The 15116-nt window shown below is 75.5% G+C and carries 17 protein-coding genes; 9 read left to right on the top strand and 8 right to left on the bottom strand.

Annotated elements, in window-relative coordinates; genetic code table 11:
- The first annotated feature begins 217 nt into the window (after positions 1-217).
- Together IAG43_RS32275 and IAG43_RS32280 are read left to right on the top strand one after the other, a co-directional pair.
- Positions 218-625 (top strand): YciI family protein, encoded by a 408-nt coding sequence (locus tag IAG43_RS32275; RefSeq protein WP_187744165.1) that lies wholly within the window; start codon positions 218-220, stop codon positions 623-625.
- An 8-nt stretch (positions 626-633) separates the two neighbouring features.
- Positions 634-1785 (top strand): RNA polymerase sigma factor, encoded by a 1152-nt coding sequence (locus IAG43_RS32280; RefSeq protein WP_187744780.1) that lies wholly within the window; start codon positions 634-636, stop codon positions 1783-1785.
- Positions 1786-1929: 144 nt separating this feature from the next.
- Here IAG43_RS32280 and IAG43_RS32285 read toward each other — a convergent pair whose 3' ends face one another.
- Complete coding sequence (locus tag IAG43_RS32285) at positions 1930-2529, bottom strand: GNAT family N-acetyltransferase (RefSeq protein WP_246574670.1); 600 nt, start codon at positions 2527-2529, stop codon at positions 1930-1932.
- A 168-nt stretch (positions 2530-2697) separates the two neighbouring features.
- Complete coding sequence (locus IAG43_RS32290; RefSeq protein ID WP_187744167.1) at positions 2698-3156, bottom strand: DUF2000 domain-containing protein; 459 nt, start codon at positions 3154-3156, stop codon at positions 2698-2700.
- Positions 3157-3205: 49 nt separating this feature from the next.
- Here IAG43_RS32290 and IAG43_RS32295 point away from each other — a divergent pair, with 49 nt between their 5' ends.
- Positions 3206-4042 (top strand): helix-turn-helix transcriptional regulator, encoded by an 837-nt coding sequence (locus tag IAG43_RS32295; RefSeq protein ID WP_187744168.1) that lies wholly within the window; start codon positions 3206-3208, stop codon positions 4040-4042.
- Positions 4043-4177: 135 nt separating this feature from the next.
- Here IAG43_RS32295 and IAG43_RS32300 read toward each other — a convergent pair whose 3' ends face one another.
- On the bottom strand, positions 4178-5086 hold the full coding sequence (locus IAG43_RS32300; RefSeq protein WP_187744169.1) for a GlxA family transcriptional regulator: 909 nt from the start codon (positions 5084-5086) through the stop codon (positions 4178-4180).
- 10 nt (positions 5087-5096) lie between these two features.
- Positions 5097-5696 (bottom strand): cysteine hydrolase family protein, encoded by a 600-nt coding sequence (locus IAG43_RS32305; protein ID WP_187744170.1) that lies wholly within the window; start codon positions 5694-5696, stop codon positions 5097-5099.
- 152 nt (positions 5697-5848) lie between these two features.
- On the opposite strand from IAG43_RS32305, the gene IAG43_RS32310 reads away from it, so the two are divergent.
- Positions 5849-6121: a DUF3253 domain-containing protein gene (locus tag IAG43_RS32310; RefSeq protein WP_187744171.1), complete on the top strand. Its 273-nt coding sequence runs from the start codon at positions 5849-5851 to the stop codon at positions 6119-6121.
- A gap of 218 nt (positions 6122-6339) precedes the next feature.
- Complete coding sequence (locus IAG43_RS32315) at positions 6340-7635, top strand: PP2C family protein-serine/threonine phosphatase (RefSeq protein ID WP_187744172.1); 1296 nt, start codon at positions 6340-6342, stop codon at positions 7633-7635.
- Here IAG43_RS32315 and IAG43_RS32320 read toward each other — a convergent pair.
- Entirely contained in the window at positions 7620-8234 is a 615-nt protein-coding gene (locus IAG43_RS32320; RefSeq protein WP_187744173.1) for a dihydrofolate reductase family protein, read from the bottom strand. The two genes, IAG43_RS32315 and IAG43_RS32320, sit on opposite strands and share 16 nt — an antisense overlap.
- Positions 8235-8413: 179 nt before the next feature.
- On the opposite strand from IAG43_RS32320, the gene IAG43_RS32325 reads away from it, so the two are divergent.
- Entirely contained in the window at positions 8414-8941 is a 528-nt protein-coding gene (locus IAG43_RS32325) for an ATP-binding protein (protein WP_187744174.1), read from the top strand.
- 132 nt (positions 8942-9073) lie between these two features.
- Here IAG43_RS32325 and IAG43_RS32330 read toward each other — a convergent pair whose 3' ends face one another.
- Positions 9074-9226: a hypothetical protein gene (locus IAG43_RS32330; RefSeq protein ID WP_187744175.1), complete on the bottom strand. Its 153-nt coding sequence runs from the start codon at positions 9224-9226 to the stop codon at positions 9074-9076.
- Positions 9227-9588: 362 nt separating this feature from the next.
- Here IAG43_RS32330 and IAG43_RS32335 point away from each other — a divergent pair, with 362 nt between their 5' ends.
- Positions 9589-9846: a hypothetical protein gene (locus IAG43_RS32335; RefSeq protein WP_187744176.1), complete on the top strand. Its 258-nt coding sequence runs from the start codon at positions 9589-9591 to the stop codon at positions 9844-9846.
- Positions 9847-10074: 228 nt separating this feature from the next.
- Here the strand turns inward: IAG43_RS32335 and IAG43_RS32340 are convergent, their stop codons facing one another.
- Positions 10075-10974 carry an NAD-dependent protein deacetylase gene (locus IAG43_RS32340; RefSeq protein ID WP_187744177.1) on the bottom strand — a complete coding sequence of 300 codons (900 nt, stop codon included), beginning with the start codon at positions 10972-10974 and terminating at the stop codon, positions 10075-10077.
- 175 nt (positions 10975-11149) lie between these two features.
- The gene (locus IAG43_RS32345) at positions 11150-11992 is read right to left on the bottom strand and encodes an SGNH/GDSL hydrolase family protein (RefSeq protein WP_187744178.1); all 843 of its coding nucleotides are present in this window, start codon (positions 11990-11992) and stop codon (positions 11150-11152) included.
- Between the two features lie 186 nt (positions 11993-12178).
- On the opposite strand from IAG43_RS32345, the gene lanKC reads away from it, so the two are divergent.
- Entirely contained in the window at positions 12179-14869 is a 2691-nt protein-coding gene (gene lanKC, locus IAG43_RS32350) for a class III lanthionine synthetase LanKC (protein WP_187744179.1), read from the top strand.
- Positions 14866-14994 (top strand): mycelium formation morphogenetic lantipeptide SapB, encoded by a 129-nt coding sequence (gene ramS / locus IAG43_RS32355; RefSeq protein WP_015037662.1) that lies wholly within the window; start codon positions 14866-14868, stop codon positions 14992-14994. The genes lanKC and ramS overlap by 4 nt, the downstream gene beginning before the upstream one ends.
- Positions 14995-15116: the final 122 nt, after the last annotated feature.

Consider the following 15116-nt stretch of genomic DNA (forward strand, 5'->3'; position numbering starts at 1 on the left):
GGTACGGGCACGCGCCCGTTCGGTGCTCCGAACCGTGTCCTGCCAGCTCACGGCATCGAGCGGCGGTGGCCGAAACGCCGATGCCGGCCCTGCTCGCCCGCCCCTGAGACGCGGACACCGCAGATAAGTCCGCCGGCGGTGTCGAGAACCTGCGGCCTGCTCCGTCCCAGGGGTGGAGGCGGCCACAATGGGCCGCACGAGCACGAGGAGAGACACCATGGCCAAGTACCTGCTTCTCAAGCACTACCGCGGCGCTCCGGCCCCGGTGAACGACGTCCCGATGGACCGGTGGACCCCGGAGGAGATCTCCGCGCACGTGCAGTTCATGCACGACTTCGCGGCCCGGCTCGAGACGTCCGGCGAGTTCGTCGACGCCCAGGCCCTCGCGCCCGAGGGCTCGTGGGTGCGGTACGACGGAGAGGGGCGGCCGCCGGTCACCGACGGGCCGTTCGCGGAGACCAAGGACGTCATCGCCGGCTGGATGGTGATCGACGTGGACAGCCACGAGCGCGCCGTCGAGCTGGCCGGGGAGCTGTCGGCGGCCCCGGGCGCCGGAGGCCGGCCGATCCACGAGTGGCTGGAGCTGCGCCCGTTCCTGACCGCACCCCCCACGGTCACGGAGTGACCCCTGCGATGGACGAGGCACTGCTGCGGAGCCTCACGCCCGGGGTCCTCGCCGTCCTCGTCCGCCGCGGAGCCGACTTCGCGGCGGCCGAGGACGCCGTCCAGGACGCGCTGCTCGAAGCCGTGCGCGTCTGGCCGGCGGACCCCCCGCGCGACCCCAAGGGCTGGCTGGTCACGGTGGCCTGGCGCCGGTTCCTCGACGCGACCCGCTCGGACGCCGCCCGCCGGCGCCGGGAGGACCGGGTGGACGAGGAACCCGCGCCGGGACCGGCGCCCGCGGTGGACGACACGCTGCGGCTCTACTTCCTCTGCGCCCACCCGTCGCTCACGCCGTCGTCCGCCGTCGCGCTGACCCTGCGCGCCGTGGGCGGCCTGACCACCCGTCAGATCGCCCGGGCGTACCTCGTCCCCGAGGCGACCATGGCCCAGCGGATCAGCCGCGCCAAACGCACCGTCTCCGGCGTGCGGTTCGAGCGGCCGGGGGACGTCGCCACCGTGCTCCGCGTGCTCTACCTGGTCTTCAACGAGGGCTACTCCGGCGACGTGGACCTCTCCGCGGAGGCGATCCGGCTCACCCGTCAGCTCAGGTCCGCGGTCGACCACCCCGAGGTGGCGGGGCTGCTCGCCCTGATGCTGCTCCACCACGCCCGGCGCGCGGCCCGGACCGCACCCGACGGGAGCCTGGTGCCGCTCGCCGACCAGGACCGCGGCCGGTGGGACACCTCGGCGATCGCGGAGGGCGTCGCGATCCTCCAGGCGGCGCTCGCCCGCGACCGGCTGGGCGAGTTCCAGGCGCAGGCCGCCGTGGCGGCGCTGCACGCCGACGCGCCGACGGCACAGGAGACGGACTGGGTGCAGATCGTCGAGTGGTACGACGAACTCGCCCGGCTCACCGCCAGCCCGGTCGTGCTCCTCAACCGCGCGGTCGCCGTCGGCGAGGCCGACGGTCCCCGCGCGGGCCTCGCCGCCCTCGGGGAACTCGACCCCGGCCTGCCGCGCCACACCGCGGCCGCCGCCTACCTCCACGAACGCGACGGCGACCCCGCCACGGCGGCCCGGCTCTACGCGGAGGCCGCCCGGCAGGCCTCCAACCTCGCCGAACGGGACCACCTCACACGCCAGGCCGCCCGCCTGAACGCCCGCCTGCGGGACACCGGTTGAAGGGCCCGCCCGAACGCCGGCCGGGAGAGCGGCCGGGGCCGGCCGTCTGAACGCCCGCCGGGGGACCGGCCGGAGACCGCCCGGCACCCGGCCGCCTGCGGAATGCCGGCCGGGACCGCCCGGCACCCGGCCGCCGTGCCGGGTTCACTCCGGTGCGGGCCGCACCCGCCCCGCCGGGCCCGATGCCCGACCGCTCCCGCCGCCGGGGGCGGTCCGGGCCCCCGGCCTCACCGGCCCCGTCTCCCAGCGGACCTCACCGTCGTGGCGGTGCTCGGTGGGGGAGAGTCCCGCGGCGGCCGCGACGGCGGCCGACGCGGCGTGGTCCGGGTGGACATGGGCACGGACCGCGGCGGCGCCCCGCTCACGGAGCCGGCCGACCAGTGCGCGTGCCGCCTCGCTCGCGATGCCGCGCCCCTGCCAGGGGGTCCCGACCACCCAGGCCACCTCGGCCGTGGTGCTCCCGGACCCCGAGACGGTGAGCGTGGCCTGGACCGTCCCCACCAGGCAGCCCTCCGCGCGGAGCCGGATCACCCAGTTCCACCACGTCCCGGCCGGGTCGGGGCAGCCCGCCGTCAGACGCTCGTACCGTGCCCGCAGATCCCGCGCGGAGAGCGGGGCGCCGCCGATGAAGGCGTGGAGCGCCGGATCGCCGAGCACACCGGCCATCTCGTCCGCGTGCGCGACGGCGAGCGGCTCCAGGACCAGCCTGCCGGTCCCGATCGCCTCGATGTCCCCGGTGTCCACGCGTGCTCCCGTCCGACGGTTCCAGCTGCTGGGCCGTCCGACCCTACGCCGCGGCCCGGGCCCGCCGGCACCGGGTACCGCCCACCGGAGGCGGCGCTCCGGGCCGGAGACGGGGGCGCCGGGGCCGGAACGCCGCACCGTGCCGGCCGCCGAACCGCGCGAGCCGTCTCACGGGTGCATCCGGGCCCCCTTGAGGACCTTGTCCACGGCGTTGCGCGGTCCGTGGACGGCGATGCCCACCAGGTCGAGGGCGTCCCCGTGCACGGCCCGCACCGCGGCCCTGTTGTCCCGGTCGTTGCCGGTCCCGAACAGGTCCGAGGTGAACACCGCCGTCGCCAGGGACCGGGACAGGGCACGGCCGTGCGCGAGGGCCACCGTCTCCTTCCCGCCCTCGAAGACGAGCACGGGCTGGCGGAACATCGGCAGGTACGCCGTGCCGTCCGCGTCCTCGTACGGTGCACCGATCACCTCGGGCACGGCCGTTCCCAGGCCGCTGACCAGGAAGGCGGTCACGTTCAGACGCTGCCAGGGTTCGAGGTCGTCGCGCAGCAGGACGGCGATCTTCGTGTCGAAGCGGAGGGGAGGCTGCTCGGCCGGTGCGCCGGCCGCTTCCGTCGTCGTTCTCATGCCGTGAGACTGCCCGTCCGCCCCGTCGGCCGTCTTGTACGTTCTTCACGTGGCATCCCGGGACGACGTCCGAGCATGGCGCCCGGCGGTCCCGGGCGTGCGGGAGGTCCTGCACGCCCGCTTCACCGAGCACGCCTACCCCATGCACGTCCACGACGCCTGGACCCTGCTGATCGTCGACGACGGCGTCGTCCGCTACGAACTGGACCACCACGAGCGCGGCACCCCGGGCGACACCGTCAGCCTGCTCCCGCCACTGGTACCGCACAACGGATCGCCCGCCACCGCCCAGGGCTTCCGCAAGCGGGTGGTCTACCTGGACACGACGCTGCTGGACGAGTCGCTCATCGGGCCCGCGGTCGACGGGCCCGACCTGACCGACCCCCTGCTGCGCACCCGTATCGGCCGGTTGCACGCGGCGCTCGCCGTACCGGGTGACGAGTTCGAGGCGGAGAGCCGGCTCACCCTCATCGGCGACCGGCTGCGCGCCCACCTGTCGCACGGTGCGGCGCCTCCCGCCCCGGCGGGCGGCCGCGGCATCGCCCACGACCTGCGCGACCTGCTCGACGAGCGGCTGTGCGAGGGCACCACCCTGGTACAGCTCGCCGCCGTGCTCCACGTGCACCCCGCGCACCTCGTGCGCGCGTTCGGCTCGGCGTTCGGCATCCCGCCGCACCAGTACGTCATGTCGCGGCGCATCGACCTCGCCCGCGGACGGCTGCTCGCGGGGCAGCCGCCGGGCGAGGTGGCGGCCGACCTCGGCTTCTACGACCAGCCCCATTTCACCCGGCACTTCAAGCGCGTCCTCGGCACCACTCCGGGGCGTTACGCGCGCGGCACCACGACCGGCCGGCGGACCGGGAGCGCCGACCCCGCTCCGCGCTGACGCCGCCGCCCGGGAGCACCGATGCCGACCCCGCTCCGCGCTGACGCCGCCGCCCGGAAGGACCGATACCCCCCCGGGAGCGCCGGCGCAGCCCCCGCCGGGTCGCCGCCGGGCGCGTCCGGCCGGCGGTGCGGCTCACACGGCACGGGCGCGGAGCCGCCGCAGCATCCGGGGGTCCTCGAAGCCGACCGCGCGGGCGGCGGAATCCACCGTCGCGCCGTGGCCGATGAGGTGTTCGGCGCGTTCGAGGCGGAGGGCCTGCTGGTAGCGCAGGGGAGTGAGGCCGGTGGCACGGCCGAAGAGACGGGTGAGGGTCCGCTCGCTGACCCCCGCGGCCGAGGCCAGGACGGACAGCGGGAGCGGCTGGTCGAAGCGGGCGTCGATGAGGTTCTGGGCGCGGTGCACCGTGTCGTCGAGATGGGCGCGGTGGCGGAGCATCGCGCTGGCCTGGGGCTCGTGCCCGTTCCGGCGCGCGTAGACGACCATCTCGCGGGCCACCCGCGCAGCCGCCCCGGGGCCGTGGCGGGTCGCGACCAGATGCAGGGCGAGGTCGATGCCGCTGGCGATGCCCGCCGAGGTGACCACGCGCTCGTCCGAGGTGAACAGCACGTCGCGGACGACGAGTGCCCGGGGGTGGCGCAGGGCCAGCTCCTCCTGCACGTCGTGATGGGTGGTGCAGCGGCGCCCGTCGAGCAGACCGGCCCGCCCCAGTGCCTCGGCCCCGGCGCAGACGCTGGCCACCGTGCCGCCCGCGGCGTGGTGGTCGCGGAGCATCCGGAGCGAGGCGGCCCCGATGGCGGGAGACCCCGGGCCGGCGCCCGTCCGCCAGCCGGGCACCACGATCAGGTCGTCGGGCCCCAGCTCCGGCCAGCGGAGCCCGGCCACCAGCGGCAGCCCCTGCGCCGAGGCCACCTCGGTCCGTTCGGCGACGTAGCAGAGCGTCCACGGGTGACCGAAGTCCGCCGCGGTGGAGAAGACCTGCGCGGGGCCGGCCAGGTCCAGCAGATGGACTCCGGGCACCAGGAAGAAGACGACGCGGCTCACGATCCGGTCATCATGCCGGAAGACCTGCCGCGGCCTCCAGCCGGTCGACGGTCTCGATGGCGGCGAAGCGCCCCGCGAGGGCGTACTCGGTGCGCCGGACGACCTCCGCGGCGGGGAGGGTGCGCGGGTCGGCGAGCAGTTCCGCCACACTCAGGCCGGCGGGGGCGTCGCGGTGTGCTACGGGGTCGGTCGTCGTCGCGTCGATCACGAGTGTGACGTCGTAACCGAGGTCGCTCGCCACCCGGACGGTGGTCTCCACGCACTGCTCGGTGCGGATGCCGCAGACACGGAGCTCACCGACACCGTGCCGGGTGAGCACCTGCTGCAGGTTGGTCGTGGTGAACGCGTTGTGCGAGGTCTTGTGGATCAGCGGCTCCCCGTCCGCCCGCGTCAGCTCCGCCATCAGCCGGACATGGCCGGACGTGGGGTCGAAGACCCCTCCGCTGCCCGGTTCGGTGTGCAGCACCCACACCACCAGGTCGCCCGCGGCGCGGGCGAGGCGGACCAGCCGGTTCACCCGGTCGGCGACCTGCGGGTCGTGGGTGGCCGCCCAGAGCGGGCGGGCGCGGAAGGACTCCTGGACGTCGATGACGATCAGTGCTCTGCTCATGGCTCCATCCTGGGCCGCCGCCCGCGGGCGGAACCAGGCTCCATCGGGTCCGCCGGCGGACCGATCCGGTCACGCGCCGCCGCTCGGGTGCCGCACGCGGCGGCCCCGGGAGCGCGCTGCCGCCCGAACCGCCGCGGTGGGAGACTGGCGGGGTGGCGGACATCCGAGGGGCGGCCGGCCGCCGCCTGGAGCGCACCATCCTGGAGCTGCTGGACGGGCGCGCCCCGGGCGCGACCGTCTGCCCGTCGGACGCCGCGCGGGCCGCGTACGACGGGGACGACGACGGCTGGCGCTCCCTGATGGAGCCGGTCCGCCGTGCCGCGCGCCGGCTGGTGGCGGCCGGCGAGGTGGAGATCACCCAGGGCGGCCGCGCCGTCGACCCGGAACGGGCCCGCGGCCCGATCCGTATCCGCCGCGCCCGCTGAATCGCCGTCCGCCCGCTGTATCGCCGCGCGCGCCGCTGTTTCGCCGCGCCGCGCCGCCCGGCCCTGTCGCGCCCGCCCGCAGCGCCCCCGGTCCCGGCCGCACGGGCGCCGCGCCGGACCGGCGCCCCGCCGCGGTACCACAGGTCCCGTGCCGGAAGCCCGAGTTGTATGCACGCCGTGTCGCTGGGAAGGAGGATCCGTAACTCAAGGAGGTCGATGTGCTGCGTGATCGGATCGGGTTGGCCGATGTCCTGGCGGCGGCGGAGAACGCCGCGCCGGTGGGCTCCCTCGATGTGGTGGCGCGTAATCTGCGGAACCGCTTCGGTGCGCGATACGTGTCGTTCCTCTTCGTTGACGTGGTCGGACGGCGACTGCTCAGGGTCAGCGAGGACGCGATGTCACGGCACGGCCGTCATGCCGTGCAGGTCCCCCTCGCCGGGCGCAGCGTCTACGACGAGGTCCTGCGCACCCAGAGGCCCGTGCTGTCACCGGAGAACGGCCAGGGGGAGCGGGTCCTCGCACCCGTCACCAACCGCGGGGACACCATCGGCGTGCTGGAACTGTTCCTCGCCGAGGTCACCCAGGACGTGCTGGAACAGGTGGAGCAGGCCGCCCACGCGCTCGCGTACATCATCGTCGCCGACCGCAGGTTCACCGACCTCTACCACTGGGGGAACCGCACCACCTCGGTGAGCCTCGCCGCGGAGATCCAGCGCCAGCTGCTGCCCTCCGCACCCTCGTGCGAGGCGGATGCGTTCGCTCTCGCCGGCGCCCTGGTGCCGGCCGCCGACATCGCGGGCGACACCTACGACTACAGCGTCGACCACGACGCCCTGCACCTGTCCGTCACCGACGCCATGGGCCACGACGTGGACGCCTCGCTCATGGCCACGCTGCTCATCAACGCCTCCCGGGGCGCCCGCCGTGCCGGGACCGATCTCGCGGAACAGGCCCGGCAGACGCATCAGGCGCTCCTCGACCACGGCCGGCGGACCTTCGCCACCGGCCAGTTGCTCCGCATCGCCCTCGACGGCAGCGGCGCCCGGCTCGTCAACGCGGGGCACCCCTGGCCGCTGAGGCTGCGCGAGGGCGAGGTCGGCGAGCTGCGCCTGGACGTGGACCTGCCCTTCGGCGTCGTCGGCCAGGGCGCGTACCGGGTGCAGAGCCTCGATCTGCGTCCCGGCGACCGGCTCGTGCTCTACACCGACGGGATGCAGGAGCGCCGGGCCGCCGCGGTCGACCTGCGGGACCTGATGCGCTCCACCGCCGACGAGCATCCCCGCGAGGTGGTGCGCACCCTGGTCGCCGCGGTCACCGATGCCTGCGACGGCGACGTGCAGGACGACGCCACCGTCCTGTGCCTGGACTGGTACGGCCCCGGTACCGCGGACGGGCGCGTCCCGCAGCCTCGTGAGCGCGGCGTCCCGCACGACACCCCGCAGTCCCGCACGGCCCCGCACGGGTGGAGCGGGCCAGGGGGCGCCCGGGGACGCGGTGCTCACAGGATGTCGTAGGCCAGGTGCGTCGCGGTCGGTGTCGCCGTCACACCGCGCCGCACCAGTGCACGCGGTGCCCCGCCGGTGAACAACGGCGTCCCGGAGCCCAGCACCACGGGGGCCAGGTGCAGCGCGAGCCCGTCGAGCAGCCCCGCGCGCAGCGCCGAGCCGACGGTGGCGCCGCCGCCCATCACGACGACGTCGAGATCCCGGCCCGCGTCCTGCGACGCGGCCTCCGCCCGCGCCCGGGCGGCGGACACGGCGTCGGCCGGCCCCGTGGTGACGAAGGTCCAGTCGAGTCCGGTCAGCCGCACAGAATCCGGCACGGAGCTCGTCAGCACGACGAAGGCGGGGGTGCCGGCCTCTCCGGCGCCGTAGCCCGTGGTCCCGTCCCAGCCGTGCGGCCCGTCGACGACGTCGAACAGGCGGCGGCCCATGACGACGGCGCCCGAGCGCGCGGTCGCCTCGCGCAGGATCCGGCGGTCCTCGGGATCGTCGGAGAACGCCCAGGTGTGCAACGCCTCCCCACCCGTGCCCAGTCCGTTGTCCGGTCCGGGGTCCGGGCCGGTGACGAAGCCGTCGAGGGAGACCGAGATGTCGGCGATGATGCGTGTCATACAGGGGTGACCCCGACGGCGGCCGGGACTCATCGCCGGCCGGCTCCGATGCCCCGCACCCCGGGGGCGCCGCGGCGCACAGGTCTGGAGGCTCCGTGGACATCCGGCGCCGGATCGCACATCCGCAGGGGCCCTCGGGGGCGAAGTCCTTGCAGAAGAGTTGTGCTCGGGGAGCCGTCATGACCGTCACAGACACCCGCACCGGGACCGAACCGAACCCCGTCAGGCACGCCGTCGACCTGCCGCGCGGCCTGCACAGCGCGGCCGTCGCCCGCCACATCACGGCCCGATGGCTGGCCGCGTCCACCGCTTCCACCGCGTCCACCGCGTCCGACACGTCCACCGAAACCGGGACGACCGCTCCCGGCACCGCGCCCTCCGCACAGGGTGCGGCGGGGGCGAGCGCCGCCGACGCCGTGACGGTCGTGTCGGAACTGGTGACCAACACCGTCCGTCACACCGAGGGCCCCTGCGTGCTGACCCTCACCCTCCGCGCCGGTCTCCTGGACATCGCCGTCAGCGACGACAGCGAGGCGATGCCCGACCTGCACCGGCACGGCACCGGGGGTGAACGCGGCGGCTTCGGGCTGGAGATCGTCCGCGGCCTGGGCGGCGCCATCACCGTGGTGCCGCGGCTGGGCGGCAAGACCGTCCATGTCGTGCTGGCGCTCCGGCAGCCCGCCGGCGCCGCCGCGGAGCCGCCGTGACGGCGCCCGCACTGTCGTCCCGTCCGACGTCCCGTCCGACGCGGAAGCGCTGCCGCACCGGACGTACCGCCCCCGCGGGAACGCCGCCCGGGCGCGGAAGTCCCCGCGCCTCCCGGCCCCGCCGCCGTCGGATCAGGCGGGCTCGGCCGTGCCGGGCGGGTCCACCGGATCCGTGTGGGCGCCGCCGTCGTACTCGGCCGTACCGGGCGCGAACGCCGGTTCGAGGAACAGGTTCTGCCAGGACGGGGCTGCCGCCGGATCGTCGGCGGGGCCGGGGTGCTGCATGGTGGTTCTCCGTGGGGTGAGAGGGAGTTGCGCCGCCCGGGAGGCCCTGCGCGACGACGAGGGCACAGGGCGGGCGCGGACCGGCTCGGCGAGCGGGTCCGTCCCGGCATGTGATGGATGGGCTCGGGACGGAGTCCGTCGCCCGCGGAACCCGTGGCCGCCCGCGTGAAGTTCGGCGGGCCGCGTGTCCGCCCCGGACTCTACGGCACTCGGGCCCTCTTCCGCCGCACAGATCATCCCTGCCCGCCCGCGCGCGACTTGGCGCCGCCCGCTCGCCGGCGGGCGGGGGAGTGTCAGAGGCGGCTCGTACCGTCGGGAGCGAGGGTGCGGAGAGGCCGCGCCCCGGCGCGACGGGAGACGTCATGGGCAGCATCACCGTGGGCAGCGGGCACCTCGACCGGCTCCTCGCCGACAGCACCAGCGCCCACGCGATGCCCTACCAGCGGGCCTTCGCCGAGCTCGCGGACAGCCACCGAGGACGGTCCGCCGACGAGATAGTCCCGCTGCTCCGGAGGGCGGCGGAGCGGTCGGCGCTGGCGTTCACCGACACCGACCTCGTCGAACAGGCCGAGGCCATCAGCGCGGGCAGACGCTACGTCCTGCGCGTCACCGTCACCTGAGGACCGGACCGGTGCCGCCCGGACCGCACGGCTCCGGCCCGGTGCCGCCCGGGCCGGACGGCCGGTGCTCGGGTCCGACGGCACGGTGCGGCCGCCGCCTCCGGGGTCCGCAGCCCGCCGCGGGCCCCCGGTCCCACCGCCGACCGGCGGACCGGGGAGGCCGGGCGGCCGGGCGCGTCGGGGCGGGTCCCCGCGGCGCACGGTGCGCGGTCGGCGTGCGGGGACGCCTCAGGCCTGCGGCCCGTCGCCGAGGGGGATGCCCAGCCGGTCCGCCACGGTACCGAGGGCCGCTCCCAGCGGGAGCGAGACCCGGGTGACGGCATGGGCGTCGCCCCTGGTCACGTCCCGGTTGACGATCAGCACAGGGATGCCTGCCCGGGCCGCCTGCCGCACGAACCGAAGCCCCGACATCACGGTCAGCGAGGAACCCAGGACCAGCACCGACGCCGCCTCGGCCACCAGCCGCCCGCAGTGCTCCACCCGGCCGGGCGGGACGTTCTCGCCGAAGAAGACCACATCCGGCTTGAGGACGCCGCCGCAGTGCAGGCAGTCCACCACGCGGAAGTCCGCGACCTGCTCGTCGGAGAGGTCGGCGTCACCGTCCGGGTTCAGGGCGGCGGCCACCGGTGCCCAGCCCGTGTTGGCCTCCTCCAGCCGCACCGCGAGGTCCCCGCGCGCACTGGACGTGCCGCAGGACAGACAGGTCACCCGCCCCAGCGCGCCGTGGAGCTCCACGACCCCCTCGCTGCCGGCCGCCTGGTGCAGCCCGTCGACGTTCTGCGTGATCACCCCCGACAGCAGCCCGTGCCGCCCGAACGCGGCGACCGCCCGGTGTCCCGCGTTGGGGCGGGCCCGCCCGAAGGTCCGCCAGCCGAGATGGCTGCGCGCCCAGTACCGCCGCCGCGCCTGCGCACCGGCGGTGAAGTCCTGGTAGGTCATCGGCGTGTGCCGGCTCAGGCTGCCGCCCTCGCCCCGGTAGTCGGGAATGCCCGACTCCGTGGAGAGGCCCGCCCCGCTCAGCACCAGTACCCGGCCGCCCCGCAGCGCCTCGACGACCGGCCCGAGGTCGGTGGTCCCGGGCATCAGGTCCTGGGCGGGGGTCCAGCTCAGCGTGGGGCGCATGCGCATGCGCCCAGGGTACGGGGCCGGGGCTCCGCCGCGGCCTCGCGCCCGCACCGGTCACCGGGGCCGGCGCGGGCGCACGGAGGGGGCGAGCCGCGGCACACGGCGGGCGGCCGTGTCACCGGCCGGCGCTCTCGGCACCCGCACCGGCCCGGAACCGGCCGGTCCCGGAGCGGTCGCTTCAGCGTTCTCGGGGGTGGCCCTGCGGGACGGGGCCCCCGGGCGCGGCGCCGAGGACCGGGGTCAGCTCCGGGCGCTTCGCGGTGCGCCCGTCGCCGGACGAACCGCCGCGCAGACGCCTGCGGAGCCAGGGGCCCAGAAACGTGGCCGCCCAGCGCAGTTCAGCCGCCGTCGTCGTCGTGTGGCGGCCGCCCCGGGAGCCTGCCGGAAGCGGTGGCAGCAGCGGGTGGGTCCAGGAGTCGTCGGCACCCGGCAGCCCGAGGGCATGGCCGACCGACGCGGCGATCCGTGCGTGACCGATCGGCGCGGCGTGCAGCCGGTCCGCGCTCCACAGGCGGGCATCCGTGACCACGGCGTGGCCGTAGGTGTCGGCCACTGCCACGCCGTGGCGCCCGGCCGCCTCGCGGATGCCGCGGTTCAGCGCGCGCACCCGCGAACGGACCGGCCGGGCCAGCGGCACGACCGCCGCCAGGTCGGGGAACGTGAGGGTGGCGACCCGCGCACCGGAGGCGGTCAGCGCCGCGAACATCGCCTCCAGGTGCCCCGCGACCACGTCGGCGTCGAACGAGGGGCGCAGCATGTCGTTCACACCGGCGACGACCGTGGCCAGGTCGGGCCGCAGGGCGAGCGCGGGCCCCAGCTGCTCCGCCCGGACCTGCCCGGCGAGCCGTCCGCGCACCGCCAGATTCGCGTACCGCACCCCCGCGTCCTGCTCCGCGAGCCGCTCGGCGAGCCGGTCCGCCCAGCCCCGCAGTCCGGTGTCGTCGTCCCCGTCGCCGAGCCCCTCGGTCTGGCTGTCCCCCAGAGCGACGTACCGCAGATACGGCCCGGACGTCTCGCCCATGGTCACCCGCTCCCCGATGTGGTCATGGAAAAGAGTATTCAGTTTTTTGACTATAGCGTGCCCGCGTGACGTTCGGAGCCGCGGTTACCTGTGCGTAGCGCATGAACGGATCGTGACAGCGGTGACTGTCGGAGCCCTCGGACGCCGTGACAACGTCATCTCCGTCACCGACCGAGGGAGTGCGTTGTGAACACGGGGTACGCGGTCTTCTGCGACGCAGACCGTCACTTCTACGACGCACCGCACCGCCTGGCACTCGCCGGCACCGGGGACGCCGCCCTCTACCGGGCCGCCGCCCTTCCCGTCCCCGAAGGATGGACCAGCCGGCGCACCGGCGACTGGCTCGCCCTGCGCCCGAAGGACCGACCGCTCCCCGCGCAGGGCTGGAAGATCCACGTCTCGGCGACGCTCGACAACGCCGAGCGGGTCCTCGACGCCGTCCGCGACCACTGCCTCAGGCACGAGGTGGCCTTCAAGTTCGTGCCGAGCCGCTATCTGCTGCACCAGCGCAACGCCAAGTACGCGGACCGCTCGGGCAGCGGCAAGTTCATCACGGTCTACCCCGCCGGGGACGACGAGTGCGAGCGCCTCGCCACCGCCCTGGCGGACCTGCTCGAAGGCGAACCGGGCCCCGGCATCCTCAGCGACCTGCGCTGGGGCGCCGGTCCCGTGCACCTGCGCTACGGCAGCTTCACCCGCCGGCACTGCTACGACGAGCAGGGTGAGCTGCGGCCGGCCCTGGAGGACGCCTCCGGCACCCTCGTACCCGACCGTCGCGACCCCGTCTTCCACGTGCCCGACTGGGTGACCCTGCCGCCGTTCCTGCGCCCGCACCTCGAGGCCCGGTCCGCCGTCACCGTGCGGGACATGCCCTACGAGGTCGTCAGGGCCCTGCACTTCTCGAACGGCGGCGGCGTCTACGAGGCGAAGCACCGGCAGACCGGCCGGCGCGTCGTCCTCAAGGAAGCGCGCCCGTGGGCCGGACTCGCGGCCGACGGCGCCGACGCCGTCACCCGCCTGCACCGCGAACGCGACGCGCTCCAGGCGCTGTCGGGCCTCGCCTGCACCCCGGAGGTCCTCGACGACTTCACCGTGGGCGACCACCACTTCCTCGTGCTGGAATTCGTCGAGGGCAGGCCGCTCAACACCTTCTTCGCCCGCAGGCACCCGCTGATGGAGGCCGATCCGTCCGCCGGGGCCCTGGCCGAGTACACCGACTGGGCCCTGCGCATCCACGGCCTGGTCGCCCGGGCAGTGGCCGAGGTGCACGCGCGCGGCATCGTCTTCAACGACCTCCACCTCTTCAACATCATGGTCTCCGAGGACGAGTCCTCCGTCGTGCTCCTGGACTTCGAGGCGGCCCAGCCCGCCGCGCAGCGCGGCCGTCAGACGGTGGCCAACCCGGCGTTCGTCGCACCCGCGGGCCGGCGCGGCCCCGACGTGGACCTGTACGCCCTGGCGTGCCTGCGGATCGCCCTGTTCATCCCGCTCACCAGCCTGTTCGCGGTGGACCGGGCGAAAGCCGCCCACCTGGCCCGGGTCGCGGCCGCCCGCTTCCCGGTCCCGCCCGCCTTCCTGGACGAGGCCGTCAGGGAGATCGAGCGCGATCCCGCCGCCGCTGCTCCCGTCGCCGCTCCTTCCGCCGGCGCGGCCCCCGCATCCGCCGGGGACCGCGGCGACTCCGTCCGCTTCCCGCCCGTGGAACCGGGGGACTGGCCGCGCAGCGGGGACTCGATGGTGCGGGCGATCCTCGCCTCGGCGACGCCGGAACGCGAGGACCGCTTCTTCCCCGGCGACATCGCCCAGTTCGCCACCGCCGGCGGCGGCATGTCCGTCGGATACGGGACCGCGGGCATCCTGTACGCCCTGCGCGAGAGCGGGGCGGCGCCGTGCCCGGCGGCGGAGGAGCGGCTGCTGCGCCGCTCCCGGGACCCCGGTTCCGGCACACCCCTCGGCTTCTACGACGGCATCGCCGGCGTCGCCTGGACCCTCCAGCGACTCGGGCACACCGAACCCGCGCTCCGCCTCGCCGAGATGCTCCTCTCGCAGGACCTCGACGCGCTCGCCCCCGATCTCCACGGCGGCACGGCGGGCATCGGACTCGCGCTGGACGGCCTGGCGGCCGCCACCGGCGAGAGCGCCCTGCGGGACGCGGCCTCCCGGTGCGCGGAACTCACCGCCCGGCCGTCCGCGGCCCCGCCGGGCGCTGCGCCGGGGCGGAAGCGGACCGGACTGCTGCACGGCGCGGCGGGTCGCGCGCTCCTGTTCCTCCGCCTCCATGAGCGGGAGCGCGACGCGGCGCTCCTCGACCTGGCGGGTGAAGCCCTCCACGACGACCTCACACGCTGCGTGCGGGGAGTCTCCGGCACCCTCCAGGTGGACGAGGGCTGGCGCACGATGCCCTACCTGGGCGCCGGCAGCGTCGGCATCGGCATGGTCGCCGACGACTACCTGCTCCACCGGCGCGACGACGCCCTCGACACGGCCCGCCGCGAGATCCTGCGGGCCGCCCAGGCCACCTTCTACGCCCAGCCGGCCCTCTTCCGCGGCACCGCCGGGATGGTGCTCCACCTCGCCCGCACCGACGCCGGCGGGCCGGGCACCACCGCCCGGGACGTGCGCCGTCAGGTCGACTGCCTCACCTGGCACGCGATGTCCTACCAGGGCCATCTCGCCTTCCCGGGCGAGCAGATGATGCGGCTCTCCATGGACCTCGCCACCGGCACCGCCGGCGTCCTGCTGGCACTCGCGGCCGCGCTGGGCGAGCGCTCCGCCCACCTGCCGTTCCTCCCGCCGCTCCCGCGGCCCCAAGAACCGGCCCCGTCCACGGGGTCGTCCACCGCACCGACAACGCTGTACGAGAGGAAACGATCATGAACCTGTTCGACCTGCAGTCGCTGGAGACCCCCAAGGACGAGGCCATCGGCGACGTCGAGACCGGCAGCCGCGCCAGCCTGCTCCTCTGCGGTGACAGCAGCCTCAGTGTGACCACCTGTAACTGACCGTTCCCGGTCCTGCCCGGCGGCCGCCGAGCCGCCGGGCGCACGGCCCCCGGTGCCCCCGGAGCGCGACTCCGGGGGCACCGGCGGCCGCCGGGGACCGGGCGCAGACACGGCCGGACCTT

Source organism: Streptomyces genisteinicus (genome assembly GCF_014489615.1).
GTDB classification, from domain to species: domain Bacteria; phylum Actinomycetota; class Actinomycetes; order Streptomycetales; family Streptomycetaceae; genus Streptomyces; species Streptomyces genisteinicus.

Bases quoted from the DNA above. Each gene is read 5' to 3' on its own strand.
- IAG43_RS32320 (WP_187744173.1), bottom strand. From the start codon at position 8,234: ATGACACGCATCATCGCCGACATCTCGGTCTCCCTCGACGGCTTCGTC.
- IAG43_RS32305 (WP_187744170.1), bottom strand. From the start codon at position 5,696: ATGAGCAGAGCACTGATCGTCATCGACGTCCAGGAGTCCTTCCGCGCC.
- IAG43_RS32280 (WP_187744780.1), top strand. From the start codon at position 634: ATGGACGAGGCACTGCTGCGGAGCCTCACGCCCGGGGTCCTCGCCGTC.
- ramS (WP_015037662.1), top strand. From the start codon at position 14,866: ATGAACCTGTTCGACCTGCAGTCGCTGGAGACCCCCAAGGACGAGGCC.
- IAG43_RS32330 (WP_187744175.1), bottom strand. From the start codon at position 9,226: ATGCAGCACCCCGGCCCCGCCGACGATCCGGCGGCAGCCCCGTCCTGG.
- IAG43_RS32345 (WP_187744178.1), bottom strand. From the start codon at position 11,992: ATGGGCGAGACGTCCGGGCCGTATCTGCGGTACGTCGCTCTGGGGGAC.
- IAG43_RS32290 (WP_187744167.1), bottom strand. From the start codon at position 3,156: ATGAGAACGACGACGGAAGCGGCCGGCGCACCGGCCGAGCAGCCTCCC.
- IAG43_RS32325 (WP_187744174.1), top strand. From the start codon at position 8,414: ATGACCGTCACAGACACCCGCACCGGGACCGAACCGAACCCCGTCAGG.
- IAG43_RS32335 (WP_187744176.1), top strand. From the start codon at position 9,589: ATGGGCAGCATCACCGTGGGCAGCGGGCACCTCGACCGGCTCCTCGCC.
- IAG43_RS32340 (WP_187744177.1), bottom strand. From the start codon at position 10,974: ATGCGCATGCGCCCCACGCTGAGCTGGACCCCCGCCCAGGACCTGATG.
- IAG43_RS32275 (WP_187744165.1), top strand. From the start codon at position 218: ATGGCCAAGTACCTGCTTCTCAAGCACTACCGCGGCGCTCCGGCCCCG.